General features: G+C 63.8%; 27 protein-coding genes and 2 tRNA genes. 20 read left to right on the top strand and 9 right to left on the bottom strand.

Annotated features, from left to right (window positions below):
• Positions 1–5: 5 nt before the first annotated feature.
• The 3 genes from J2X11_RS06775 to fabG are packed head-to-tail and all read right to left on the bottom strand — an operon-like array spanning position 6 to position 2,423.
• Positions 6–626 carry a TetR family transcriptional regulator gene (locus tag J2X11_RS06775; protein WP_309968393.1) on the bottom strand — a complete coding sequence of 207 codons (621 nt, stop codon included), beginning with the start codon at positions 624–626 and terminating at the stop codon, positions 6–8.
• Positions 627–636: 10 nt separating this feature from the next.
• Entirely contained in the window at positions 637–1,668 is a 1,032-nt protein-coding gene (locus tag J2X11_RS06780) for a phosphotransferase family protein (RefSeq protein ID WP_309968396.1), read from the bottom strand.
• Positions 1,668–2,423 (bottom strand): 3-oxoacyl-ACP reductase FabG, encoded by a 756-nt coding sequence (fabG, locus tag J2X11_RS06785; RefSeq protein ID WP_309968398.1) that lies wholly within the window; start codon positions 2,421–2,423, stop codon positions 1,668–1,670. Before fabG ends, J2X11_RS06780 begins: the two co-directional genes overlap by 1 nt.
• Positions 2,424–2,597: 174 nt before the next feature.
• On the opposite strand from fabG, the gene J2X11_RS06790 reads away from it, so the two are divergent.
• Genes J2X11_RS06790 through J2X11_RS06800 form a run of 3 tightly spaced genes read left to right on the top strand, consistent with a single transcriptional unit; the run spans position 2,598 to position 5,115 of the window.
• Positions 2,598–4,103, top strand: coding sequence for an acyl-CoA carboxylase subunit beta (locus tag J2X11_RS06790; protein WP_309968400.1), 1,506 nt, complete (start codon positions 2,598–2,600; stop codon positions 4,101–4,103).
• The gene (locus J2X11_RS06795) at positions 4,103–4,330 is read left to right on the top strand and encodes a biotin/lipoyl-binding carrier protein (protein ID WP_309968403.1); all 228 of its coding nucleotides are present in this window, start codon (positions 4,103–4,105) and stop codon (positions 4,328–4,330) included. Before J2X11_RS06790 ends, J2X11_RS06795 begins: the two co-directional genes overlap by 1 nt.
• Before the next feature lie 38 nt (positions 4,331–4,368).
• Entirely contained in the window at positions 4,369–5,115 is a 747-nt protein-coding gene (locus J2X11_RS06800; protein WP_309968406.1) for a thioesterase family protein, read from the top strand.
• A 110-nt stretch (positions 5,116–5,225) separates the two neighbouring features.
• Here J2X11_RS06800 and J2X11_RS06805 read toward each other — a convergent pair whose 3' ends face one another.
• Both J2X11_RS06805 and J2X11_RS06810 read right to left on the bottom strand, forming a co-directional pair.
• Positions 5,226–5,606 (bottom strand): globin, encoded by a 381-nt coding sequence (locus J2X11_RS06805; RefSeq protein WP_309968410.1) that lies wholly within the window; start codon positions 5,604–5,606, stop codon positions 5,226–5,228.
• Positions 5,603–6,511, bottom strand: a complete 909-nt coding sequence (locus J2X11_RS06810) for a mechanosensitive ion channel family protein (protein ID WP_309968412.1) — start codon at positions 6,509–6,511, stop codon at positions 5,603–5,605. The genes J2X11_RS06805 and J2X11_RS06810 overlap by 4 nt, the downstream gene beginning before the upstream one ends.
• A 32-nt stretch (positions 6,512–6,543) precedes the next feature.
• On the opposite strand from J2X11_RS06810, the gene J2X11_RS06815 reads away from it, so the two are divergent.
• The gene (locus J2X11_RS06815) at positions 6,544–6,807 is read left to right on the top strand and encodes a hypothetical protein (protein ID WP_309968415.1); all 264 of its coding nucleotides are present in this window, start codon (positions 6,544–6,546) and stop codon (positions 6,805–6,807) included.
• A gap of 2 nt (positions 6,808–6,809) precedes the next feature.
• Positions 6,810–7,325, top strand: a complete 516-nt coding sequence (locus J2X11_RS06820; protein WP_309968418.1) for a DoxX family protein — start codon at positions 6,810–6,812, stop codon at positions 7,323–7,325.
• Here J2X11_RS06820 and pepN read toward each other — a convergent pair whose 3' ends face one another.
• Complete coding sequence (pepN, locus tag J2X11_RS06825) at positions 7,326–9,845, bottom strand: aminopeptidase N (protein ID WP_309968422.1); 2,520 nt, start codon at positions 9,843–9,845, stop codon at positions 7,326–7,328.
• A 71-nt stretch (positions 9,846–9,916) separates the two neighbouring features.
• Here pepN and J2X11_RS06830 point away from each other — a divergent pair, with 71 nt between their 5' ends.
• From J2X11_RS06830 to J2X11_RS06850, 5 genes are all read left to right on the top strand, one after another.
• On the top strand, positions 9,917–11,062 hold the full coding sequence (locus J2X11_RS06830) for a glutamate--cysteine ligase (RefSeq protein WP_309968424.1): 1,146 nt from the start codon (positions 9,917–9,919) through the stop codon (positions 11,060–11,062).
• 66 nt (positions 11,063–11,128) lie between these two features.
• Entirely contained in the window at positions 11,129–11,773 is a 645-nt protein-coding gene (locus J2X11_RS06835) for a mycothiol-dependent nitroreductase Rv2466c family protein (RefSeq protein WP_309968427.1), read from the top strand.
• Positions 11,774–11,819: 46 nt separating this feature from the next.
• A complete protein-coding gene (locus tag J2X11_RS06840) occupies positions 11,820–12,278 on the top strand; it encodes a ribose-5-phosphate isomerase (protein WP_309968430.1) in 459 nt (152 codons plus the stop codon).
• The gene (locus J2X11_RS06845) at positions 12,271–13,083 is read left to right on the top strand and encodes an Fpg/Nei family DNA glycosylase (protein WP_309972296.1); all 813 of its coding nucleotides are present in this window, start codon (positions 12,271–12,273) and stop codon (positions 13,081–13,083) included. The genes J2X11_RS06840 and J2X11_RS06845 overlap by 8 nt, the downstream gene beginning before the upstream one ends.
• 43 nt (positions 13,084–13,126) lie before the next feature.
• Positions 13,127–14,263 carry a PP2C family protein-serine/threonine phosphatase gene (locus tag J2X11_RS06850; RefSeq protein WP_309968434.1) on the top strand — a complete coding sequence of 379 codons (1,137 nt, stop codon included), beginning with the start codon at positions 13,127–13,129 and terminating at the stop codon, positions 14,261–14,263.
• On the opposite strand, the gene J2X11_RS06855 is transcribed toward J2X11_RS06850, so the two are convergent.
• The 3 genes from J2X11_RS06855 to J2X11_RS06865 all read right to left on the bottom strand — a co-directional run bounded on the left by J2X11_RS06855 (position 14,190) and on the right by J2X11_RS06865 (position 15,940).
• Positions 14,190–15,041, bottom strand: a complete 852-nt coding sequence (locus J2X11_RS06855; RefSeq protein WP_309968436.1) for an oxidoreductase — start codon at positions 15,039–15,041, stop codon at positions 14,190–14,192. The genes J2X11_RS06850 and J2X11_RS06855 overlap by 74 nt on opposite strands.
• Positions 15,042–15,270: 229 nt before the next feature.
• Positions 15,271–15,347: transfer RNA gene (locus tag J2X11_RS06860), tRNA-Gly, on the bottom strand.
• A gap of 47 nt (positions 15,348–15,394) precedes the next feature.
• Positions 15,395–15,940, bottom strand: coding sequence for a nucleoside/nucleotide kinase family protein (locus tag J2X11_RS06865; RefSeq protein WP_309968439.1), 546 nt, complete (start codon positions 15,938–15,940; stop codon positions 15,395–15,397).
• A 31-nt stretch (positions 15,941–15,971) separates the two neighbouring features.
• Here J2X11_RS06865 and J2X11_RS06870 point away from each other — a divergent pair.
• The 10 genes from J2X11_RS06870 (at position 15,972) to clpX (ending at position 24,835) form a co-directional block, all read left to right on the top strand.
• Positions 15,972–16,045, top strand: a tRNA-Pro gene (locus tag J2X11_RS06870).
• Between the two features lie 163 nt (positions 16,046–16,208).
• A complete protein-coding gene (locus J2X11_RS06875) occupies positions 16,209–17,864 on the top strand; it encodes an alkaline phosphatase D family protein (protein ID WP_396127873.1) in 1,656 nt (551 codons plus the stop codon).
• A gap of 123 nt (positions 17,865–17,987) precedes the next feature.
• A complete protein-coding gene (gene tig / locus J2X11_RS06880; protein WP_309968446.1) occupies positions 17,988–19,412 on the top strand; it encodes a trigger factor in 1,425 nt (474 codons plus the stop codon).
• 104 nt (positions 19,413–19,516) lie between these two features.
• Positions 19,517–20,776 (top strand): esterase/lipase family protein, encoded by a 1,260-nt coding sequence (locus J2X11_RS06885; RefSeq protein WP_309968449.1) that lies wholly within the window; start codon positions 19,517–19,519, stop codon positions 20,774–20,776.
• Between the two features lie 19 nt (positions 20,777–20,795).
• The gene (locus tag J2X11_RS06890; protein WP_309968452.1) at positions 20,796–21,257 is read left to right on the top strand and encodes an SRPBCC family protein; all 462 of its coding nucleotides are present in this window, start codon (positions 20,796–20,798) and stop codon (positions 21,255–21,257) included.
• The gene (locus J2X11_RS06895; protein ID WP_309968455.1) at positions 21,257–21,730 is read left to right on the top strand and encodes an SRPBCC family protein; all 474 of its coding nucleotides are present in this window, start codon (positions 21,257–21,259) and stop codon (positions 21,728–21,730) included. Before J2X11_RS06890 ends, J2X11_RS06895 begins: the two co-directional genes overlap by 1 nt.
• Positions 21,727–22,140 (top strand): hypothetical protein, encoded by a 414-nt coding sequence (locus tag J2X11_RS06900; RefSeq protein ID WP_309968459.1) that lies wholly within the window; start codon positions 21,727–21,729, stop codon positions 22,138–22,140. Before J2X11_RS06895 ends, J2X11_RS06900 begins: the two co-directional genes overlap by 4 nt.
• Before the next feature lie 124 nt (positions 22,141–22,264).
• Positions 22,265–22,843: an ATP-dependent Clp protease proteolytic subunit gene (locus tag J2X11_RS06905; RefSeq protein WP_309972298.1), complete on the top strand. Its 579-nt coding sequence runs from the start codon at positions 22,265–22,267 to the stop codon at positions 22,841–22,843.
• Complete coding sequence (locus J2X11_RS06910) at positions 22,840–23,442, top strand: ATP-dependent Clp protease proteolytic subunit (RefSeq protein WP_309968462.1); 603 nt, start codon at positions 22,840–22,842, stop codon at positions 23,440–23,442. The genes J2X11_RS06905 and J2X11_RS06910 overlap by 4 nt, the downstream gene beginning before the upstream one ends.
• A 118-nt stretch (positions 23,443–23,560) precedes the next feature.
• A complete protein-coding gene (clpX, locus tag J2X11_RS06915) occupies positions 23,561–24,835 on the top strand; it encodes an ATP-dependent Clp protease ATP-binding subunit ClpX (protein ID WP_309968465.1) in 1,275 nt (424 codons plus the stop codon).
• Positions 24,836–24,839 lie beyond the last annotated feature (4 nt).

Consider the following 24,839-nt stretch of genomic DNA (forward strand, 5'->3'; position numbering starts at 1 on the left):
GCCCGCTACTCCGAGTGCTCGGCGCTCAGCAGGTACGCCATCACGAGACGCTTGAGCTCGATGACCGCCTCGGTGTGCTCCTGGCCATCGCGGATCGAGAAGTTGAGCATCGAGTAGACGACGTGCACCAGCACCTCGGCCATGATCGTGCGGCGTTCGCGCGGTGTGCCCGGCGTCAGGGGAGCCAGGGCCTTGGCTACCTCGGCGGCAAGCTCACGCTCAGTAACAGCCGCCGTGGCCCTAGTGGCGGGTGTCGACTGAACCGCGAGCCAGACAGCGCGGCGCGAGGGGTCGTCGACCCACATCTTGGCCATGTGGTCGACGAGTCGGTTGAGGAACTTCAGCCAGTCGAGTGACGGGATCGCCTCGGCGAATGACGCCAGTTCCATGCGTACGGCCACAGCGTCGACGCGGTCGAGCTCGCAAACCATGACGTACTTGTTCTGGAAGAACTGGTACAGCGTGCCGATCGGCAGGCCCGCGCGATGTGCGACTTCCTCGCAGGTGAACGACTCGAACCCGACCTCGAGCAGCAGCTCGCGAGCCACCAACAAGAGGTAGTCAAACTTCTTGTGGCTGCGCTCCTGGGTCGGGCGGCGCCTGGGTTCGAGAATCTCGGCCGTCACGCCGTTGACCCTAGCGCGAAGCGGCGCGTCCTGCGGCGATCAATGGCTCAATCATGTCGCCGATTCCATCGAACCCGCCGCCAACCGTCTGGCCCGCCGAGTGCCTGAAATGGATGCCTTCGAGGATCACAGCGAGCTTGAAGAATGCCAGCGACAGGTGGAACGAGATGTTGCTGACGTCCCTGCCGGACTTGGCGGCATAGCGCTCAAGAGTGTCATGACGACTGAGGTAGCCGGGAGCCAGAGGCGCGTCCGTGACCATCGCTGCGCCCATGCTTGAGGGCGGTGCCTCCTCGGCGAGCTGCTGATAGGCCAACAGCACCGCGACGTCCGTCAGCGGATCCCCGAGTGTGCTCATCTCCCAGTCGAGCACAGCCGTGATGTTGTCGGAGTCGTCAACCAGCACGTTGTCGAGCCGGTAGTCGCCGTGCACGATCGTGCCGTCACTCGACGTCGGAATGTTGGCATCCAACTGGGCGATGAGCTCGTCCATGCCGGGGAGCTCACGGCTCGTAGATGCAGCGAGCTGCTTCTTCCAGCGTGAGACCTGCCGCTCGAGGTATCCGTTCGGCCGACCGAATTCGGACAAGCCGACCGCGGCGTAGTCGACGGCGTGCAGAGCGGCCAGCGTGTCGACCAACTGTTCGGTGATCGCTTGGGTGCGGTCGGCACCGAGCGGCTTGAGCTGTTCGGCCCGTCCGTACGGAGTCCCGTCGGCCTTCGCCATGACGTAGAACGGTGCACCGATGACGTCAACGTCCTCGCAGTGGGCCAGTGTCTGCGGCACCGGCACATCTGTGTCGCCCAGGGCGGCCATGACGGTGTACTCGCGACTCATGTCGTGTGCCGTGGCGAGCACATGGCCCAGGGGAGGGCGGCGTACGACGTAGTCCGTCGCTCCATCGCTCACCAGGTAGGTGAGGTTGGACTTGCCGCCCGTGATCAGGCCGGCCGACAGCTCACCCGTGGCGAGTGTCGGCGCATTCGCCGACAGCCAGGTGTGCAGCGCAGCAAGATCGAGCCCCTTCGGATCTTCGGACATCAGCAGAGCGGCCCGCCAGCGACGTAGATGACCTGGCCGGACACGAAGCCGGCGCCTTCGCTGACGAGGTACGAGACAGCGTGGGCGATGTCCTCGGGCTGGCCAACCCGCTGGACGGGAATCTGCTCGGCACTGAACTTGATGAAGTCATCGAACGCGACGCCGAGGCGCTCAGCCGTGGAGGCCGTCATGTCGGTCTGGATGAAGCCGGGTGCGATCGCGTTGGCGGTGACGCCAAACTTGCCGAGCTCGATCGCCAACGTCTTCGTGAAGCCCTGGACGCCAGCCTTGGCGGCCGAGTAGTTGGCCTGGCCGCGGTTGCCGAGAGCCGAGCTGCTGGAGAGGTTGACGATGCGGCCCCACTTGGCCTCAGTCATGTACTTCTGAGCGCTCTTGGTCATCAGGAATGCTCCGCGCAAGTGCACGTTCATGACGGTGTCCCAGTCGTCCGTCGTCATCTTGAAGAGCATGTTGTCGCGGATGACACCGGCATTGTTGATCAGCACGGTCGGAGCGCCGAGGTCTGACTCGATGCGGGCGAAGGCGGCCTTGACCTGCTCCTCGTCGCTGACGTTTGCGCCGACTGCGAGGGCTGATCCACCGGCGGCGGTGATGGCATCGACGGTTCCAGCGCAGGACGCCTCGTCGAGGTCGACGACGGCGACCTTAAACCCGTCGGCCGAAAGTCGCTGGGCCACTCCGGCGCCGATTCCTCGGGCTCCGCCGGTGACGATCGCGGTACGGGCTTCACTCACTGTTTTGCTCCTTCGAAGGTGACCTAAGCGCTTGCTTAGCAAGTTCCTCAGAACCGTATCGCAGACGAACCGCGCACGCGAGAGCCAGATCACTCAAAAACATCGCTCACGGAAAGTGAGGTTTTCCTCATGTTTGTGTATAGTTGAGGAAAACCTCATGTTTTAGGAGTCGTCGTGTCGCAACGTGAAACACCTTCGGTGCTCTCAGCGCCTGACGAGACTGGTCATCGCTCGATGCTTACGCAGCGTCGTGCCGATCGGTTCGCCCACGTCGAGCCCAAGGGCAAGCGGGTCTACACGGCACTTCAGCGTGCCGAGATGCTCGTCGACGAGGGCTCCTTCGTGTCCATGACACCGTTGCGCTCTGCCGGCGCCGGTCAGGGCAGCGGCGTCATTGCCGGATGGGGTACGACCGACGGTCACCCGCTCGTCGTCGTCTCGCACGACGCAGCGGTGGCCTCTGGTGCGATCGGCGCAGTCATGGCCGAGAGCATTCAGAAGGCTCAGCGTTTCGCGATCGACAAGGGCTACCCGATCGTCTACATCAACGACTCGGGTGGAGCTCGCATCCACGACGGCATCTTCGCGCTGCACGGTTGTGGCGGCATCTTCGCGCTCAACATTGAGGCGCAGAAGCGCATCCCGCAGATCTCGCTGATCCTGGGCCCGTGCGCCGGCGCTGCCGCGTACTCACCAGCTCTGACCGACTGGACGATCATGGTCAAGGAGCAGGGACAGATGTTCCTGACCGGCCCGGACATCGTCAAGGCGGCCACCGGCGAGGACGCTTCAGCGGAAGATATCGGTGGATCAGACCTCCACACCCGCGTCAGCGGCGTTGCTCACCTCGAGGTCGACAACGAAGAAGAGGCGTTCCACGCGACACGCCTGCTGCTGTCGTTCCTGCCGACCCACAAGGGTGGTGCGCAGAAGCGCCACAGCCCCGTACCGGCCAACCCCGGCGCCGTTGAGCGCCTGCCTGGCATCGTCCCGGAGAAGTCCAGCATCGTCTTCGACATGAATGCCGTCATGGACGGTGTCCTCGACAACGGTGCGCGCCTCGAGCTCATGCCGACGCATGCGCCGAGCATCCTCACGCTGTTCGCCCGCCTCGACGGTCACGCGGTCGGCGTCATCGCCAACCAGTCCGACGCCCGCGGCGGCATCCTCGACTCCAAGGCAGCCGTCAAGGCCGCGCGGTTCGTGGACTTCTGTGGCCGCTTTGACCTCCCGGTCATCACATTCGTCGACGTTCCCGGCTTCCTGCCCGGCACGGTCGAAGAGGGTCGCGGCATCATCACGCATGGTGCCAAGCTCCTCAAGGCGTACGTCGAGACGACGTCGCCCAAGCTCACGGTCGTCGTGCGCAAGGCGTACGGCGGCGCGTACATCGCAATGGGCGCTGCGTCGCTCGGTGCCGACGTCAACTGGGCCTGGGCTCAGTCCGAGATCGCGGTGATGGGTCCCGGCGGCGCCGTCGCGTTACTTCATCGACGTGCGCTCAAGGAAGCCGAGGAGCCGACCGTGCTTCGCGACGAGCTTGCTGCTGTCTACCGCGAGGAAGTCGCTCGCCCCTATTTGGCCGCTGAGGCCGGTATCGTCGACGATGTGATCCATCCCGAGGAGACACGCGACCGTATGACTGCGGCGCTTCGCATGCTCACCGCCGGCACCGCCTGATGTTTGCTGCACGAGCCGAGATCGTCGCAAACGTCTGGAAGATCGTCGCCCGTGAAGGCGACCAGGTCGGAGCCGGTGACGTGCTCGCGATCCTCGAAACGATGAAGATGGAGATCCCGGTCTACGCCGAGGCCTCCGGCTTCGTGAGCAAGATCCTCGTCGAGGTTGGGCAGATCGTCCAAGAGGGCGACCCGCTGATCGAGATCGACGAGACCGCCAGCGCCTGACCAGGGCGCCCCACCCCGCCGTCTGCCATCATCGGCGGGTGCCTTCCAAAGAAGAGATCGTCCATGAACTGCCCATGCGCTGGGCCGATCTTGATTCCCTCAACCACGTCAACAACGTCGTCTATGTCGACTACGCGTCCGAAGTACGCGACTTGCTGGTCGAGGACGGACTGATCGAGGCCGGCCTCGGTGTCTCGCACATGTCAGTCCGTTACTCCCGGCCGATGCTGCTGAGCCGTCACCCAGTGGTCGTCACTTCTGTGATCGACGGCGACAAGCTGACACAGCAGATCTGCTCAGACCGCGACGGCACGCGTACGGTCTATTCGACCCTCGTCACCACGCTCGGGACGCCGTCCACGGCGAGCCGCTCGGCTGTCACCTCAGACCCACTGCCGTCCAGGATCCGACGCAGCGACATTGACTCGACCGGCGCCGTGAGCCTGATCAAGACCTTCGAGCTCTTCCAGGAAGGGCGAGTGCTGTTCATCTCCAACCATCTGGCGGGACTCAAGTCCGGGCAGTTCGTCGTGGGCACGGTGAGCGTTGACTTCCATTCGCCAATCACCTGGCGGCTGGAACCGTATGAATCGCGCAGCTGGCTCAGCCGTGTTGGTGCTGGTTCGGTGACCATCGAGTCCGAGCTGTCCGACGGCGATGTGCTGTTGGCCAGAGGCACGACATTCCTGGTCGGGTTCGACCTGGCTGCTCAGAAGTCGCGGGCGTTCTCGCCCGAGGAGCGCGCCGTGTTTGACGGGCTGAAGGCTTCCGGCGGTCCCGCTTAACGCGCGGAATTCACCATGACTGCTTCGCTTCGCTCAGAGCGCAGTCCTGACCATGCCGTGTTGAACGTTCATGGCCCAACTCCGCCGTGGCGTTGGCCTTCGAGCTCGCGTCAGCGTGCGGAGTTGACCATGAATTGCGCTGCGTGCTGCACGTAGGCCCAGAACTGTTCGTCCAGCTCGGGTGACAGGGCTGCCTTGTCGAGACCAGCGCGGAAGTGCACGAGCCAGCGGTCGCGTGCTTCGATCGTGACTTCGAACGGGGCATGACGCATGCGCAGACGAGGGTGGCCACGCTGATCGGAGTAGGTCGTCGGTCCGCCCCAGTACTGCTCGAGGAACATCCGGAACCGTTCGTTCGCGGGTCCGAGGTCCGCCTCGGGATAGAGCGGACGTAGAACTTCGTCCGTCTCGACGCCGTCGTAGAACGTGTCAACGATCAGCTTGATCGTGTCGTGTCCGCCGATGGCGTCATAGAAACTCTGATCGCTCATGCGTCCGGTCCTGTCGAGGTCTGGAAGGACGTCGGGATACGGATGCCGGCGGCATCGAAGCGGTGCTTGATGCGCTGGCGCATTGCGCGAGCCACCTGCCACTGCTCGAGGGGTGCGGTCTTGAGTACGACGCGTACGACGGCGCCGTCCTTGTCGAAGCGCTCGACGCCCCATACCTCCGGCGCCTCGATGATGACGTCGTGGAACTGGGGATCCTCGAACATCGCGGTGGCCTCCTCCTGGAGGATCGTCTGCACCTGGTCGAGGTCAGCCTCGTAGCCGACGGTGATGTCGAGAACGGTGCGTGCCCAGTTCTGGCTCTGGTTGCCGACCCGCAGCACCTCGCCATTGCGTACGTACCAAACAGTTCCATTGACATCGCGCAGTCGCGTGACGCGCAGACCCACTGCCTCGACGACTCCAGTTGCCTCGCCGAGGTCCACAACATCGCCGACGCCGTACTGGTCCTCGAGGATCATGAAGATCCCGGCGAGGAAGTCCTTGACGAGGTTCTGTGCACCGAAGCCGAACGCGACGCCGATGATTCCGGCGCTGGCAATGATCGGCGCGATGTTGACGTTGAGCTGTGCCAGCACCATGACGATGACGATCGCCAGGATGAGACCTGACGCAATGCTCTTGAGCAACGAACCCATGGTCTGTGCGCGCTGCTTGCGTCGCTCGCTGTTGCCGGGGCGCAGCTCAGACAGGAAGTCGCCTGCCTTGGTGTTGGCGATGATGCCCGGCAGGTTGCCCTTGCTGGCTCGGGCGACCAGTCGATCGATCGCCCGGTTGACGAACCATCGGAACAGCAGGCCGACGAAAATGATCAGGACGATGGTGCCGGGAGTCGCCCAATGAAGGTCGAGATCCCGGATGTCCCAGTTGACGTCGAGGTGCGGCATTCCTCCAGCCTACGGGTGGCTACGATTGCGTCATGACGACTCCTACCCGTGTCTTCGGTTTGCTGCTCGCCACTGCGACGTACCTCGCAGTTGGCGCCGTGTCTGCTGTGGCGGATACGCCTGACAGTGCGGCCTGGCCGGCTGCCGAGGGCCGCAGCGTTCTCGACACCCTGATCCTGTTTGGCGGCGGCACAGTTGGTCTGTTCATCGTCATCTCGCTGTTCGGTCTGCTGACCGCACGCAACAACTTCGTGCCCGAACCGGGCACTGAGCTCGAGACCAGCGCGCACCACTGATCATGACCAGCGCGGATCTGGCAGCACTGATCCTGCGGGTTGCTCTCGGCATCGTTCTGCTGATGCACGGCCGCAACCATGGCTGGGGGTCCGGCGGTCTTGCCGGTACTGCGAGCTGGTTCGAGAGCATCGGCCTGCGCCCGGCCAAGCTGCACGCGGCGATTAGCGCCTACATGGAGGTTGCCTGCGGCATCCTCCTGCTGCTCGGCTTGTTCGTACCGTTTGCGGCCGCCGCCGGTGTCGCGACCATGACGGTCGCGTTCGTGACTGTGCACCGCAAGAACGGCTTCTTCATCTTCAACCCGGGTGAGGGTTACGAGTACGTCGGCACGGTTGCCTTCGCGCTCACGGCGTTGGCCGTGCTTGGCGCCGGCAAGATCTCGCTCGATCATGCCTTCGACATCGAGCTGCACGGCATCGCCGTTGGACTCGGTGCCGCAGCAGCCGGAGTTCTCGGCGCAGCCTTCCTCCTCGTCACCAGCTGGCGCCCGCCCGCCGCTGGTGGTGAAGACGCCTAGCTAGGCCTTGACTGCCTGAGCGCGGAGCGCACGAGCGAGGTCATCGCGACCCTCTGACACGTAGCGCACCGTCGCCGCTCCGGCCTGGGTCTTCTCCAGCCACGCGTCGACCTTGTCGAGCGTCGCCTGCGAGGGGTTGGCCAGCGGGAAGAGCGGGATCAACGCGACCTGCGCCATCCATACGCCCTTCTCCTCGAGCACGGTCTCGGCCATCGTGAGGTAGCGGTCGACGTACGGTTCGAGCAGCTCGCTCTGTCCGGAGACTTGGAATGAGTAGGCGATCGAACGACGTGTCTCGTTGGGTACGTCTCCGCTGACGACGGCGTCCCAAGCGGCAGCCTTGGACTCGGCGAGCGGCTGGATCGCACGTGCCGAGGCAGCATGCTCCTGGCCAGAGATCGTCTTGTCGCGTTCGAGCTCTGCGACGATCTCGGCTTCGCCGGCTTCGCCCAAGCGGGCGAGCGCGGTCAGCAGAGTCCAGCGGAGATCAGTGTCGACCGCGAGTCCTTCAAGGCCACCGTCGAGGATCTCGCGGAGACGGACGGGGCCGGAAGCCGCGTTGGCGTATGCGCGTACCAGGGCGAGCTGGTGATCGCTCCCTGCTTCAGCTTCGTCGACCAGCGCACGAAGGCCCGATTCCCACTTCTCAGCGAGGTCCGTACGTGCATCGTCTGCGGTGTAGATGTTGACTGCGGTCAGGCCCTGGCGGAGCAGCGACGAGACGGCCGTGAGGTCGGTCTCGGAGCCGACCCCGGCGAGCACGAGAGCCACGAAGTCGGACGCGGGCAGCTCTGCGTCGCGCGTCATGTCCCACGCCGATCCCCAGCACAGTGCGCGGGGGAGTGACTCGTCGAACGAAGCGATACTTTCAATCAAAGTATCGAACGAGCGATCGTCGAGCCGGATCTTGGCGTACGTCAGGTCGTCGTCGTTGATCAGGATCAGGTCGGGCTGTGCGTGGTCCAGCAGCTCTGCGATCGGGGTCGAGGCGCCCCGGATGTCGGTCTCGATGCGCTCGGTGCGTACGAGTTGTCCCTCGACCTGGTTGTAGAGGCCGATGGCGATGCGGTGGCGACGCAACGTGGGGTATGCCTCGATGGCTGTCTGCTCGATGTTGAAGGACGTGAAGATGCCTTCGTCATTTGTCTCGAAGACAGCCTTGAGAGTGTTGACGCCCGAGGTCTGCAGCCACTCCTTCGACCAGTCACCCAGCTCGCGTCCGGAGGCGGTCTCCAGCTCGCTGAGCAGGTCCGAGAGCTCGGTGTTGCCGTAGGCATGTTTGGTGAAATAGGCGCGGAGACCGGCGAAGAAGTCCTTCTCGCCGACCCAGGCCACGAGCTGCTTGAGCGCGGAGGCGCCCTTGGCGTACGTGATGCCGTCGAAGTTGGCCTCGACTGCGTGCAGGTCGTAGTTGTCGGCCGCGATCGGGTGTGTCGACGGCAGCTGGTCCTGGCGGTAGGCCCAGTTCTTGCGGCTGTTGGTGAAGCTGGTCCAGGAGTCGGTGAAGCGGGTTGCGTTGGCCGACGAGTGCGACGCCGCGAACTCCGCGAACGACTCGTTGAGCCACAGGTCGTCCCACCAGTTCATGGTGACCAGATCGCCGAACCACATGTGAGCCATCTCGTGCAGGATCGTGTTGGCGCGCTGCTCGTACGCCGACACAGTCTGGCGGCTGCGGAAGATCATCTCGTCGCGGAACGTCACGGCGCCGGCGTTCTCCATCGCGCCCATGTTGTATTCGGGCACGAACAGCTGGTCGTACTTGCCGAACGGGTAGCCCATCTCGAAGACGTTCTCGAAGAACTCGAAGCCCTGCTTCGTGATGAGGAAGATGTCGTCGGCATCGAGGTGCTCGACGAGAGACTGTCGGCAGAAGACGCCGAGCGGGATCTCGTCGTACGCACCCTTGTAGGTGTCGGTGACCTGGTGGTATTCACCGGCGATCAGCGCGGTGATGTAGGTCGACATGCGCTTGGTCGGCGCGAAATGCCACGTGCTCGTGCCCTCGGCTGCCGGCACGGGCTCGGGCGTGGGGGAGTTGGAGACAACTTCCCAGCTGGACGGCGCGGTGATGTGGAACTCGAACGTTGCCTTGAGGTTCGGCTGCTCGAAGGTCGTGAACACGCGTCGAGCGTCGGGGACCTCGAACTGCGTGTAGAGGTAGAAGCGGCCGTCGACCGGATCGACGAAGCGGTGCAGGCCCTCGCCGGAGCGGGAGTAGGCGCAGGTGGCCTCGACTCGGAGCTCGTTCTTCTCGGCGAGACCGGTTAGGGCGATGCGGCTGTCGGTGTACGCCGAGACATCGACGTCAGCGCCGTTCAGGGTGATTGAGGTGATTTCTCCGTCGACCAGATCGACGAATGTCGACGCTCCGGGAGTTGCCCCGAACGTGATGGTCGTGGTCGATCCAAAGCGGGTTTCGGAGTCGAGGGTGAGGTCGAGTGCGACATCGTAGGTCTCTGTAGAGATGATCGCTGCGCGCTCGCTGGCTTCTTCGCGGGTGAGGTTAGTTCCAGGCATGTCGCCATGCTTTCACGCGCCGGATCACGAGACGAGACGGGCAGTACACCGTTCTCGGGCAGGATGTACGCATGCACATACCGTTCGCCGAGTCCGAGCGGTCGACCATCGGCATCGAGTGGGAGCTCGCCCTGGTCGACACCGATTCCGGCGACCTGCGCCAGGTCGCGCAGACGGTGCTCGACGCAGTGGCGCCGCCCGGCGGTGGTGAGCACCCGCACATCCGCCAGGAGCTGCTCCTCAACACCGTCGAGATTGTGTCCGGTGTGTGCCACACCGTCGCCGAAGCCGGCGCCGATCTCCAGCGCGCGATTGACGAGATCCGAGTCATCACCGATCCGCTGCGAGTCGAGCTGATGTGCGCCGGAACGCACCCGTTCGCGGCCTGGGATCACCAGAAGGTGACCGACAAGGAGCGCTACGCGACACTGATCGACCGTACGCAGTGGTGGGGCCGGCAGATGCTGATCTACGGCGTCCACGTGCACGTCGGCATCGAGGACCGGGACAAGGTGCTGCCAATCAGCCGGGCGATGCTCACGTACTACGGGCATCTGCAGGCACTCAGTGCGTCCTCGCCGTTCTGGGGCGGCAAGGCGACCGGCTACGCGTCCAACCGCGCGCTGATGTTCCAGCAGTTGCCGACGGCCGGCCTGCCGTTCCAGTTCGAGGAGTGGGGACAGCTCGAGGGCTACGTCGCCGACATGATGAAGACCGGCGTCATCGACGTGTTCGACGAGATCCGCTGGGACCTCCGCCCGTCACCCAAGTTCGGCACTCTCGAGGTACGCATCTGCGACGGCATACCGACGATGTCGGAGCTGATGAGCATCTCTGCGCTCACCCACTGCCTGGTCGAGTACTTCTCGAGCGAGTTGGATGCCGGGCGCGAGCTGCCGACGGTCCCTCCGTGGTTCGCCCAGGAGAACAAGTGGCGGTCAGCGCGCTACGGCATGGACGCGATCCTGATCCTCGACAAAAACGCCGAGGAGGAGCTCGTCACGACCGACCTGGCGAAGCTTTTGAAGCGGCTCGAGCCGGTTGCCGAGAAGCTCAAGTGCACGGACGAACTTGCCGGAATCGACGAGATCGTACGTGTGGGAGCGTCGTACCAACGGCAGGTCGCAGTCGGTGGAAACGGCACGGATTTGGATGGGGTCGCGCAGCTACTCGTTGAGGAAATGCGAGCGGGGCGCCCGTTGTCGACGCCTGGCTAGTCCCGTGTGAAGCAGGTCACCTCCACTGACGGAATCCTCGACCTGCCACAAGTTGTTGAAATTTGTATGACATCTTTCGACACCTTGACCATTTCCGCCCCGTCGACCGCGACAGAGACTGTCGACTTCTGGTTCGATCCGCTCTGCCCGTTCGCGTGGATCACCTCCCGCTGGATGCTCGAGGTTGAGAAGGTTCGAAACGTCGAGACGAGGTTCCACGTCATGAGCTTGTCGGTGCTCAACGCCGACAAGGACGTGCCGGAGAAGTACAAGGAAATGATCGAGCGCGGCTGGGGCCCGGTGCGGATCGCCATCGCGATCGAGCAGCAACTCGGCACCGATGCACTTCGCCCGTTCTACACGTCGATCGGAACCAAGCATCACAACGAGGGTCGCGAGTTCGACAAGGCGCTGTACGAAGAGGTGCTCGCCGAAATTGGCTTCCCGCTCGACCTGGCCAACGCGGCAGAAGACACGTCACTCGATGATGCGGTGCGTGCTTCACACAAGGACGGCATCGACCGCGTGGGCGAAGAAGTCGGCACCCCAGTCGTATCCGTTGGCGGCACGGCGTTCTTCGGGCCGGTCCTGATCAAGATTCCTCGCGGCGAGGATGCCGGTGTGATCTTCGATAGCACTCGTCAGCTGGCGGGGTTCGACTACTTCTTCGAGCTGAAGCGCACTCGCACTGGCGACCTCGACTTCAGCTGAGCCGACACGGGTGACGCCTCGCACCTGGGGCTGACACACTTCACCCATGCGCGTTCACATTGCCGCCGACCATGCCGGCTTCGAGCTCAAGACTCATCTGATCGACTGGCTCAATGCCAACGGCCACGACGTCGTCGACCACGGTGCACACGAGTACGACGCCGACGATGACTATCCGCCGTTCTGCGTCGATGCCGCCGCCGCAGCAGTGGCGGATCCCAGCTCGCTGGCCATCGTGATTGGTGGGTCGGGGAATGGCGAGCAGATTGCCGCCAACAAGGTCAAAGGCGCACGCGCAGCACTCGCGTGGAGTGTCGAGACGGCCGCGCTCGCGCGCCAGCACAACAACGCGCAGATCGTGTCGGTTGGTGCCCGTATGCATACGGCTGACGAGGCAACCGCGATTGTTGAGTCGTTCCTGACGACACCGTGGAGCGATGAAGCTCGCCACCAGCGCCGCATCGACCTGCTCCTCACGTACGAGGAGACCGGCCAGTTTGCCTGAGGGGCACACGCTCCACCGGCTTGCTTCCGAGCTGACCGACACGTTCGGCGGTCGCGTCGTCTCGTCATCCAGCCCGCAGGGCCGGTTCGGCGTTGGCGCCTCACGTCTCGATGGTCGTGTTCTCGAACGGGCTGAGGCCTGGGGCAAGCACCTCCTGGTCGACTTCGCAGGACTGCGCGAGCGCGTACACGTGCATCTGGGGATCTACGGGTCGTTCGTCGTTGCCGCCGCGGATCAGCCCGTGGTCGGACAGGTCCGTTGGCGTCTTGCCACAGGGACCGCAACTGCTGACCTGCGCGGACCGACCGTTTGTGAGCTCCTCGAGCCCGATGATGCGGACGCGCTCATCGATCGGATCGGCCCGGACCCGCTGCGAGCAGACGCTGACCCTGATCAGGCGTGGCAGCGCATCAGCTCGTCTCGTGCGCCGATTGCGACTCTGCTCATGGATCAGCGAGTGATGTCTGGCGTCGGCAATGTCTATCGCGCCGAGGTTCTCTTCCGGCACCGAGTCGACCCTGACCTTGCCGGTCATGAGCTCGATCGCGAGACCTTCGCCGCGATGTGGGCCGACCTGATGACGCTGATGCGTACTGGCGTCCAAACCGGACGAATCGACACGGTGGACGCGGAGCATGAGCCTGAGGCGATGGGCCGTGACCCCCGTGTGGACGATCATGGTGGAGAGGTTTATGTCTATCGGCGTGACGGTCAGGCATGCCTCGTGTGCGGCGCCACCGTGTGCACGCGTGTCCATGCCGGCAGAAACCTGTTTTGGTGTCCGTCGTGCCAGCATCGTCGATAGGGTCGACTAGGTGGTTAACAGGTTCCGTCGGGCGACGCCGAACATGGCGAGATATCTCGACGACCGCATAGTTCGCTGGCGTACGGGCTCCAACGAAGGCCAGTTCCTGGTCCTTGCTGCACTGATTGGCGTGGTCGCCGGAATGACGGTGATATCGCTGCTCAACTACGCCGCCGTACCTGCTGGAACATTCGTGGTCCCCGCTCTGCTCGGGATGTTGGCGCTTCGGTTCAAACCACTTCTGACGTTGATCATCTTCGAGGTCCTCTGCCTCGGTGGCACCGTGGCCAAGGAGTCCGCGCAGTCGGGCTTCGTCGCTGGCCGCGTCAGCTCGCTGGCTGCGATCGCCATCATTTTCGGAATCCTGCTCTTCGACTCGAGCCGCCGCCGCAGTGGTCTTCCGGGACCGTTGGGCGAAGCGATGCTGGTTGACCTGCGCGATCGACTTCAGGCCCAAGGTGTCGTACCCCCTCTGCCAACGGGGTGGACCGCCCAGTCGGCGATGTTGACGGCTGGTGGTGTGAAGTTCGCGGGCGATTTCCTGGTCGCCAACCTGTCCGACGATGAGTCGCGGCTCGAAATGGTCTTGGTCGACGTGTGTGGCAAGGGCGTGATGGCTGGTACGCAGTCGCTGCAGTTTGCCGGTGCGTTGGGCGGACTGATCGGCGCGCTGCCCCCACTTGGGCTGTTCAGCGCCGCGAACGACTTCCTGCTCCGTCAGAACTGGAACGAAGGCTTCGCCACGGCAGTGCACGTGCTGATCGATCTCAACTCGGGCGCGTACACAATCATCAACGCCGGTCATCCACCCGCGCTGCGATGGGACGCTGGCCAGCGCGAATGGATCATCGACGGTGCTCGAGGAACAGCACTTGGCATCACGAAGGACGCAGAGTTCCACCAGACGGTCGGCGGGCTCGCTGCCGGTGACGCGCTGATGTTCTACACCGACGGTGTCGTCGAGAGTCGCACCAAGGACTTCACGGCTGGCATCGAGTGGTTGCGCACGATCGCGGCCAAGGTCGTGTCCACTGGATTCGACCAGGCGCCGAAGCGCATCATCGCCCAGGTTGAATCCGGAGACGACGACCGAGCTGTGCTGATCCTTACGCGCGCTTTGTCGCCTTCGGCTGTGGGAACTGACTCTTCATTGCTGCGTCCCAAGCGCGCGCGCCGATAAGGCGTCGGGTCGCGATCGACAGCTTCGCCGACGGCGTGACGGTGTAGCGGATCCTGGGCCGCTTGGCCTTGAGCGACTTCTCGATGACCCTCGCAACCGAATCCGGCGCGCCACCGAGGTGGCGCATGGGCCCTGAGTAGACCTCCTTGGTCGACTTCGCGACGTGCTTGTTGAACTCCGCGTACGGTCCGTCGTCGTTGCCTTCCATCGAGGCAACCGCGGCGTTCTCGAAGTTCGTGGTGATCAGGCCGGGTTCGACGATCACGACCTCCACGCCGAAGCCTGCAACCTCGAAGCGCATGGCGTCGGACAAGGCTTCCACCGCGTACTTCGTCGCGTGATAGATCCCGCCGCCCGGGAAGACGAGCTTGCCGCCCATCGACGAGATGTTCACGATGCGCCCGTAGCCCTGCTCTCGCATGGCGGGGAGGACGAGCTGGCTCATACGGAGGAGCCCGAAGACGTTGGTCTCGAACTGCCGGCGTACGTCATCAAGGTCGAGAGTCTCGGCCGCGCCGGACTGCGAGTAGCCCGCGTTGTTGATCAGGGCGTCGATGCGGCCGGTCTCATCGAGGACTGTCTTGACCGCCTTGGTCATCGACTCCTCATCGGTCACGTCGAGAGCGAGCGTGCGGCATCCCTTGGCCTTGAGCCCCTCGAGTGTCTCGGGTTTGCGGGCGGTCGCGTACACAGTCCACCCGGACTTGGCGAGACGCTCAGCGGTTGCCTCCCCGATACCGGAGGAGCAGCCAGTGATGAGCACAGTGCGATTAGCCATGCGGGCATTCTAGGGACGAGCGGCAGGGCGCACGGCGGTTCAGAGCGGACGACGATCCCTCGCGTGGCGCCTTCGGCGCGTGAGGCAGGGCCCATGAGTGATGCGTCCGCTCAGGGGGACGGCTTCGCCGTGATTGAGAGCGGACGACGATCCCTCGCATGGCGCCTTCGGCGCGTGAGGCGGGGCCCATGAGTGGTTGCGTCCGCTCGAGGGACGCCTACGGCGTGATTGGAGCGGACGACGAGACTCGAACTCGCAACATTCTGCTTGGAAGGCAGAGACTCTAACCAATTGAGTTACGTCCGCGAAGCCTTGCGGCAACGACATCCATCTTGCCATAAGGCAAGCGTCACTCAGTCACCCGTGTCGATGATGCGATCGGCGTGTATGCGGGTCTGCTCAGCCGCGAAATGCCGAATCTCCTGCTCAGCCCAGATCTCCCAGAACGGCGCGTACACATCACCGTCGCGAGCGAGGGCTCGCTTGCGCCGAGCCTCGATTGGCGCCTCGACCCAGAGCAGCAGGCTGAGGAACGGGCGAATCCTCGACGCCCCACTGCCGACGCCGTCGAGGATCAGCAGGGGAGCGGGCGGGACACGCATTATCGCGCCGGGCCGATCAGCCTCCCAATCCCACCGGTGCACCTCCCCGATTTCGTCAGCGGCAATGCGATCGAGCACCTGCCGAACCAACGGGGGAGTCGCTTCGAGGCCATGCCAGCCGGGATAGATGTCCTCGAGGTGCAGTACGTCAGCACCCGTCGCCTCGGCCAGCCCTTGGGCGAGGCTCGTCTTGCCAGCTCCGCTCGGGCCATCGAGCGCAATCACCGTCGTCGTCCCGCAGGCAGGTTGCCGCTGCGCGATCAGCGCGCTGAGCTCGGCGTACCGGTGACGGTTCACCCTGTCAGTGTCCACTACAGTGATCTGGCTACGGGATGTAGCGCAGCTTGGTAGCGCGCGCCGTTTGGGGCGGTGAGGTCGCAGGTTCGAATCCTGTCATCCCGACACTGCTTCGTGTGACCGCGATTCACACGTGCCTCAGGCACACCAGACGTACCGCCAGTGGTCAGGCCACGTTCACCTTCAACATCACGTTGAGACATCTGCATACGCGGCAATGGGGTATGTGCGAAACAGCGCAGTCTCGGGCCCCCTACTCGCAGAGCTCGTGGGGGGACCCCCAGTTCTGAATCGCCGCCAATTCGTTGGCGGCAGTGTTGGCATCGCCGTCGGACTGGGCGTGCTGGGACCAGCGGCGATGTCGTCTCCCGCGCCAGCGAGTGCTCCGTCGCTCTTTGCGCATGGCGTCGCTTCGGGTGACCCGCTGCCAGACGCCATCGTGTTGTGGACGCGTGTCACGCCAACGCCGCGGGCGACTCCCGGATCTGGAGTTGGTCCGGCCGTGTCTGTGCGGTGGGAGATCTCGGAGCTCAACGACTTCAGCCTCGTCGCCGACAGCGGCTCGCTGACGACCGGCCCGTCCCGCGACCACACCATCAAAGTCGACGCGAACGGCCTCAAACCGGCGACCGACTACTACTTCCGATTCTTCGCGGGCACGCACGAGTCACCGGTTGGACGGACTCGTACGGCGCCAGCTCCGGACAGCGATCCCGGAGAGCTTCGGTTCGGCGTCGTGTCATGCGCGAACTGGCAGGCGGGCTACTTCACCTCGTACCGGCACCTGGCCGAGCGCGGCGACCTCGACGCGATCATCCACCTCGGCGACTACCTATACGAATATCAGCCGGGCAAATATTCGATGGGCCACAGCAATCGCGACGTACGTCGCCACGAACCGCCGCGCGAGATCGTCAGCCTCGCCGACTACCGCGAGCGCCACGGACAGTACAAAACCGATCCCGACCTGCAGGCACTCCACGCAGCGGTCCCGTTCATCGTGACGTGGGACGACCACGAGGTCTGTGATGGCAACTGGGCCAATGGCGCATTCGAGCACCAGAAGAACGAGGGTTCGTTTGCGGCCCGACGCGAGGCCGCGCAGCGTGCGTACGACGAATGGATGCCGGTACGCATCTCGGGCACGGCCGTGGTCGGCGACGGAATGCGCATGTATCGCCGCCTGCAGTTCGGCACTCTCGCAGATCTATCGATGCTCGATCTCCGTACGTACCGCAGCGAACGCGTCGAGCCGGAGGACCCGGCAATCGACGATGCTGGCCGCACCATCACAGGAGCCCGCCAGCTCGGCTGGCTCGAAGAAAGCCTCTCGACGACACCAGCGCGCTGGAAGTTCATCGGCAACCCGGTGATGGTCGCTCCGGTTCTGCTGCCGCCGAGGCCCAAAGCCGAGCAGTACGCGCTGAGCCAGACCGTGAGCTTCACTCCACTCGAGCCGTCAGCGCCGAACACCGACGTATGGGATGGCTACACGGCCGACCGCAAGCGATTGCTCAACCACCTCGTGGAGGACCAGATCGAGGATGTCGTGTTCCTCAGCGGCGATGTGCACACGGCGTGGGCCAATGACGTACCGACGGAGGGTGGCACGCCAGTCGCGACCGAGCTGGTGTGCAGCTCGATCACGAGCAACAACGTCGACGACTTTGTCGGTGCCGCGCCACGTACGCTCTCGCTCTCACTTGAAGCCGCAATCCAGACCGAGAACCCGCACGTACGGTTTGTGAACCTCGATGACCATGGCTACTGCGTGCTTCAGGTGACCAAGGCCAAAGTGCAGATGGACTGGTTCGCGATCAGCGATCGGGCTGACAGGAACGCCACCTCGCGGAAGCTGACGTCGTGGACGGTGGCGTCGGGCACTCCGCGAGTACAGCCCACCACTCGCGCGATCCTGGCCTGATCGCCAAGCCTCAATTGGGGCCGAAACGGGACGCATGAGAGACTGGTATTTCGCCGCGCCGCCGACCGAGAGTCGCCCGCTGCGCCCCCAAGCGCCACATCCCTTATACGCAGGAGTCAGCACGTGAAAAGCAGCACCGAGTCCCTGAGCCCGACACGGGTCAAGCTCACCATCGAGGTGCCGTTCGAGGAGTTCGAGCCCAGCCTCCAGTCGGCGTACAAGACGATCGCTTCGCAGATCACGATCCCCGGCTTCCGCAAGGGCAAGATCCCCAACACCATCGTCGACCAGCGCGTGGGTCGCCCCGCCGTCCTCGATGAGGCCATCAACAGCGCTCTGCCCGGTTGGTACAGCCAGGCACTCCAGGACACCAAGACTCAGCCGCTCAGCCAGCCCGACATCGACCTGACGAAGTTCGTAGACGGCGAGCCGATCGAGATCACGGCCGAGCTCGACGTACGCCCCGAGCTCGTCCTCCCCGACGTCTCCAAGATTGCCGTCACAGTTGCCGATGCTGCTGTGACCCCCGACGACGTTGACGAGCAGATCGAAGAGCTCCGCAAGCGTTTCGCCACCTTTGCCGAGGTTGAGCGTGCGGCCGCTGATGGCGACTTCGTGACCATCGACCTCTCCGCCGCGCAGAACGGCAAGCCGATTGAGGCTGCCCAGGCCGAAGGAATGCCCTACACAATCGGCTCGGCCACGATGCTCGACGGCCTCAACGAAGCGATCATTGGCCTCAAGGCTGGCGAGACCAACACCTTCTCCACCCAGCTTGCCGGTGGCGACCTCATTGGTGAAGACGCCGACGTGACCGTCGTCCTCAAGGACGTCAAGGAGCAGCAGCTTCCTGATCTCGACGACGACTTCGCCCAGACCGCGTCGCAGTTCGACACGCTCGATGAGCTCCGCACCGATCTGACCGACCGCGTCACCCGCGGCAAGCGCATGGAGCAGGCCAACGAAGCCCGCGACCTGATCCTCGACGAGATCGTCAGCAAGATCGACGCTCCGCTGCCCGAGAACCTCGTCACCGAGGAGCTCGACTCGCGCCGTCAGCAGATCGAGCAGCAGCTCGAGTACGCCGGCATCCCGTTCGAGACGTTCCTCGCCGACGAAGAGCAGACCAAGGAAGAGTTCGAGGCTGACCTCGAGAAGCGCGTACGCGAAGCGCTCATCGCTCAGTTCGTGCTCGACCAGGTCGTCGCGACCGAAGAGTTCGGCATCGATGACGCCGAGCTCTCGGCGCACATCATGCGTCGTGCTCAGCAGTCGGGCGAAGAGCCCAGCGCGTACATCCAGCACATCATGGAGCACAACCACGTGCCCGAGATGGTCAGCGAAGTGCTGCGCGGCAAGGCTCTCGCATCGCTCGTCGAGTCGGCTCAGGTCAAGGACAAGTCCGGAACGAAGATCGAGCTCTCGCGCCTGCTGGCTGACGGTACGTACAGCGACGACGAGCCCGAAGCTGAGGCCGACTCCGCCGCCAAGCCTGCCAAGAAGGCCGCCAAGAAGGCGCCTGCCAAGAAGGCTGCAGCCAAGTCCTAGTCCGACGCGACCTCGGCTCGGAACGCTCGATGTCGCGCGGGACGTGACCAAGAACGCGCTGCCGGAATTGCCACTTCCCGTGGCAAGACCGGCACACTTGGGTCATGCCCGCCGACACCGCACGCACGACTGACGTCGCTGCACTCGCGCTCGACTACGGCGATCGACTGATCGTCGGGACGATTCGCGACCTGCATCAGGCCGTCACGTCGCGCGCGTTCAGGGCTACCCGAGTCATCGGAAGTCAGGTTCCCGAGTCGCTGCACGATGCCGCTGTGACCAGCGTTTATGGCGCTATCTCTGGTCTACTGCGCCTGTCGAGCGGTTCGATCAGGGCGCTGTCCACCAAGGGTGTTGGCCGTCCGATCGAAAGCTCACGCCGTGGCCGTCTCATCGTGGCCGCGGTCAACGGGCTCATCGGTGACGAGCTGCGCATGCTCGACGACCCGCAGGCCATCACGATGTCGATCCGCGTCGACGGTGAGGACATCCCCGCAACGGGCTGGCCGCTCGCCGAGGCATTCCGCGGCGCCACCAGCCACCCGGTCGTCTTCCTGCACGGTCTGTGCGAGAACGACGAGTCGTGGAGCAATTCCGCTGAGAAGTGGGGCACGACGTACTCCCAGCGAGTCGTTGCCGAGACCGACGGCACGCCGGTCATGCTCCGCTACAACACCGGCCTCCACATCTCCGAGAACGGCAAGCACCTCGACACGTTGCTCCAGCAGCTCGTGGCTTCGTGGCCAGTCGCCGTCACTCGCATCACCCTGGTTGGCCACTCGATGGGCGGCCTGGTCGTTCGCGCGGCCACCAACCACGCCACCGCGTCGGGTCAGACGTGGCAGCACCTCGTACGCGATGTGGTCTGCCTCGGCACACCTCACGCGGGCGCCAACCTCGAAAAGGTTGCGCACATCGGCTCGCGCCTGCTCCGGTTCTGGCCCGAGTCGGCGCCGTTCAGCTCAATCCTTGAGAGCCGCTCGTCCGGGATCGTGGATCTTCGCCACGGCTACATCACTCAGGACGAGTGGGAAGGCCAGGACCTCACCGAACAGTGGGGTCTCGACCGGATTGCAGCAGCGCCGCTCCCGCAGGCCGAATACCACTTCGTCGCCGCCACTCTCGGCGCTTCCCAGGGCCACCCGCTGAGCGCGGTGCTCGGCGATCTGCTCGTGCACTTCTCTTCGGCGACTGGCGTGGGCCGAACTGGTGCGATCGTCGATGGCGCGCGTTTCGAATACCTCCCCAGTGCTCATCATTTTGCTCTCCTCAACCATCCTCAGGTGGGAGACTGGCTCGTCACGTGGCTCAACGCCCGCACGCGCACGATGCGTGCACTCCCGGCGGCACCACGACAGGCCTAGTCCCGACCTGAGGAGCTCCATGTCCATCAAGCAACTGATCGAGGGAAGCGTCGAGATCGCCGCCCCTCCCGAGAAGGTATGGGCCTTGGTGTCCGACCTCAAGCGCATGCCCGAGTGGAGTCCCCAGGTGCGCAAGAAGTTCGTGCTCGGGCGCACCGTTAAAGAGGGCACGCGCACGTTCAACATCAACGGCCAGGGCAAGCTGCGCTGGCCCACGACCGCCAAGGTCATTGCCTTCGAGCCCAACAAGAAGCTCGCGTTCAAGATCATTGAGAACCGCTCGATCTGGACCTATGAGCTCGAGCCCACCGCCACCGGCACGCGCCTGACCGAGTCCCGCACCACCCCGAACGGCACGACCAAGTTCTCCGACTTCAGTGTCGACAAGGGATTGGGCGGAGCCGAGACGTTCGAGGCATCGCTGGGCACCGGCATCAGCACGACGCTGGAGCGCATCAAGGCCGCTGCAGAGGCAGCCTGATGGGCCAGCCACCACTTGAGGCCGAGATTGAGATCGCTGCAACGCCAGATGAGGTGTGGGCGGCGATTTCCAATGTTGCTGCCATGAAGAAGCGCAGTCCTGAGCTGGTCGTGATGCGTACCTTCGGCAAGCCCAAGGTTGGCCGCCGGAGTGTGAACATCAACCGACGCAAGGGCTTTGCCTGGCCGACGACGGCGCGCATCACCCGCTGGAAGCCACCGACCAACGATGGTGGCAATGGGTCGTTTGCGTTCTACGTGTGGCCGACCGACGTGGAGTGGTCCTACGACCTCGAGCCGTCGTCCACCGGCACTCGCGTCGTCGAGCGGCGTACGGCGCTGCCCGATCCGTCGCTGTCCGTACGGCTCACCGCCAAGTGGGCTCTGGGCGGCGCCGACAACCACGACACCGAGCTGTTGGCAGGCATGAACGCCACGCTCGCCGCCCTCAAGGTTGAGGTCGAGCAGCCATGATCGGCAAGTTCTTCCAGACGTTATGGGCCTCCGGCCCTTCGACACCGTTGTCTCGCTACACCGCTGCCAACGGCGTCCTTTACGTCGTGTTCGGGGTTGTGGTCTACGCCTGGCCCGAGGTGACCCAACTCATCGGCGCTGCCGATTTCGAGGCAGGGGAGTCGGGGCTCGTACGCGTCCTGGGCTTCGTGATGGGCGTGATCGGCTGGTTCTACATCATGGGAGCGCGGACCCGTTCCGACTCGTTCGGGCTGGCCACGGTCTTCGACCGGGTGCTGATCGTGCCGGTGTTCCTGCTGGCATTGGTGTTCACCGACACCGTTGATGCAGGACTCGTCGTACCGTTCGCGATCCTGGATCCGGTCCTCGGCCTGGGCGCGCTGGCAGTCTGGCTCCGCACCCGCGACTAGGCGCTGCCCGCTGATCGGACGATCGTCACGCTGTCAGCGAACAGCCGTGTTTTCGCGTGTGTTGCGGGTTCGCGCCGTCTAGGTTTGTGGCGTGACCAACTCACCGAACCTCCTTCCGACGGCCATGGCCGGCGAGGCCGGACCTTCCGATCTCGACGGGCACATCTACCAGCGCTTGCTCAAGGAACGCATCGTGTTCCTCGGTGCTGAGGTCAGGGACACCAACTCCAACGCGATCTGCGCGCAGATGCTCCTCCTCAATGCTGAGGACCCGCAGGCAGACATCTACTTCTACATCAACTCGCCCGGTGGCTCAGTCGACTCAGGCATGGCCATCTACGACACGATGCAGTTCATCTCCAACGATGTCGCCACGTTCGGCATGGGACTCGCTGCCTCGATGGGACAGTTCCTGCTCAACGCAGGCACCCCGGGCAAGCGCTACGCACTGCCGCACGCGCGCATCATGATGCACCAGCCCTCGGGAGGCATCGGTGGTTCCGCCTCGGACATCAAGATCCAGGCGCAGCAGAGCATCCTGCTCAAGAAGCAGCTCAATGAGTTGCAAGCGGTGCACAGTGGCCAGACCGTCGAGCAGATCGAGCTCGACTCCGACCGCGACCGGTGGTTCACGCCGGACGAGGCCAAGGAGTACGGACTCATCGATCACGTCGTGTCGAACGCAGGAGACTTGAAGTCATGAGCTACTACATCCCGCAGTGGGAAGAGCGCACCTCTTACGGTTTTCGTCGCATCGACCCCTACACCAAGCTGTTCGAAGACCGCATCATCATGCTCGGCACTCCGATCAGCGATGATGTCGCCAACGCCGTCATGGCGCAGCTCATGTCGCTTCAGGCCATGGACCCCGACCGTGACATCAGCATCTACATCAACTCGCCCGGTGGCTCGTTCACGGCGCTGACGGCGATCTACGACACGATTCGCTACATCAAGCCCGACGTGCAGACACTGTGCTTGGGCCAGGCCGCTTCGGCTGCCGCGGTCCTGCTGGCTGCTGGCACTCCTGGCAAGCGCCTCGCGCTGCCCAACAGCCGCATCCTGATCCACCAGCCCTACACGGAGGGCACCGGCGGCCAGATCTCCGACCTCGAGATCCAGGCCAACGAGATCTTCCGTATGCGTGAGCTGATGGAAAAGATGCTCTCTGAAGCGACCGGCAAGCCGATCGAAGAGATCAGCAAAGACGTCGACCGCGACAAGATCCTGACGGCGGAGCAGGCAGTCGAATACGGCCTCGTCGACGAAGTGCTCAACACGCTCAAGGTCCCGGCTGTCTGACATCAGACACGTTCAGGACGCGAGCGGATGACCAAGACGGAGCGCCCAATCGCGGCTAGGGTGAATTTGACGCCTTCGACGTCTCGGGCCGAACGCAGCGATCGAGAGGACTCTTCCCGTGGCACGCATTGGTGAAACCGCCGATCTGCTGAAGTGCTCTTTCTGTGGCAAGAGCCAAAAGCAGGTCAAGAAACTCATCGCAGGTCCGGGTGTTTACATCTGCGACGAGTGCATCGACCTCTGCAACGAGATCATCGAGGAAGAGCTCGCCGAAGGTGCTGAGCTCAGCCTCGGCGAGCTGCCCAAGCCTCAGGAGATCTACGACTTCCTCAATGGCTATGTGATCGGTCAGGACGGCGCCAAGAAGTCGCTCGCCGTCGCGGTCTACAACCACTACAAGCGTGTTCAGTCGCAGGCATCCAGCAGCCGTGGCAAGGATGACCAGGTTGAGTTGGCCAAGTCCAACATCCTGCTCGTCGGCCCGACCGGTTGCGGCAAGACCTACCTCGCGCAGACGCTCGCCCGCATGCTCAATGTGCCGTTCGCGATCGCCGATGCCACGGCTTTGACCGAAGCCGGCTATGTCGGCGAAGACGTCGAGAACATCCTGCTCAAGTTGATCCAGGCCGCTGACTACGACGTCAAGAAGGCCGAAACCGGGATCATCTACATCGACGAAGTCGACAAGATCTCGCGCAAGAGCGAGAACCCGTCGATCACCCGCGATGTCTCCGGCGAAGGTGTGCAGCAGGCGCTGCTCAAGATCCTTGAGGGCACGACCGCCTCGGTGCCTCCCCAGGGTGGACGCAAGCACCCGCATCAGGAGTTCATCCAGATCGACACGACCAACGTGCTGTTCATCGTCGGTGGAGCCTTTGCTGGCCTCGACCAGATCATCGAGCAGCGCGGCGGCAAGGTCAGCCTCGGCTTCAACCCCGGCAGCGCTGATGTCTCCAAGCTCAAAGACGAGCCGTCCAAGCTTTACTCCAAGGTCCTCCCAGAGGATCTGCTCAAGTTTGGTCTGATCCCGGAGTTCATCGGCCGCCTTCCCGTCATTGCCGCTGTCGACAACCTCGACAAGGAAGCGCTCGTCGCGATCCTCACGACGCCGCGCAACGCGTTGACCAAGCAATACGTCCGACTCTTCGAGATCGACGGCGTCGAGCTTGAGTTCAGCACCGACGCCTGCGATGCGATGGCCGAGCTGGCACTGACTCGCGGCACAGGTGCTCGTGGCCTCCGTTCCATCATCGAAGCTGTGCTCGAGCCGGTGATGTACGAAATTCCGAGCCGTGATGACGTAGCAAAGGTGATCGTGACGGAACAGACCGTTGCTGGCGCCGAGGGTCCGACGATTCTCACCCACGACGAAGTGGCCAAGAAGGCGTCCTAACCCG

This window comes from Aeromicrobium panaciterrae, assembly GCF_031457275.1.
GTDB classification, from domain to species: Bacteria; Actinomycetota; Actinomycetes; order Propionibacteriales; family Nocardioidaceae; genus Aeromicrobium; species Aeromicrobium panaciterrae_A.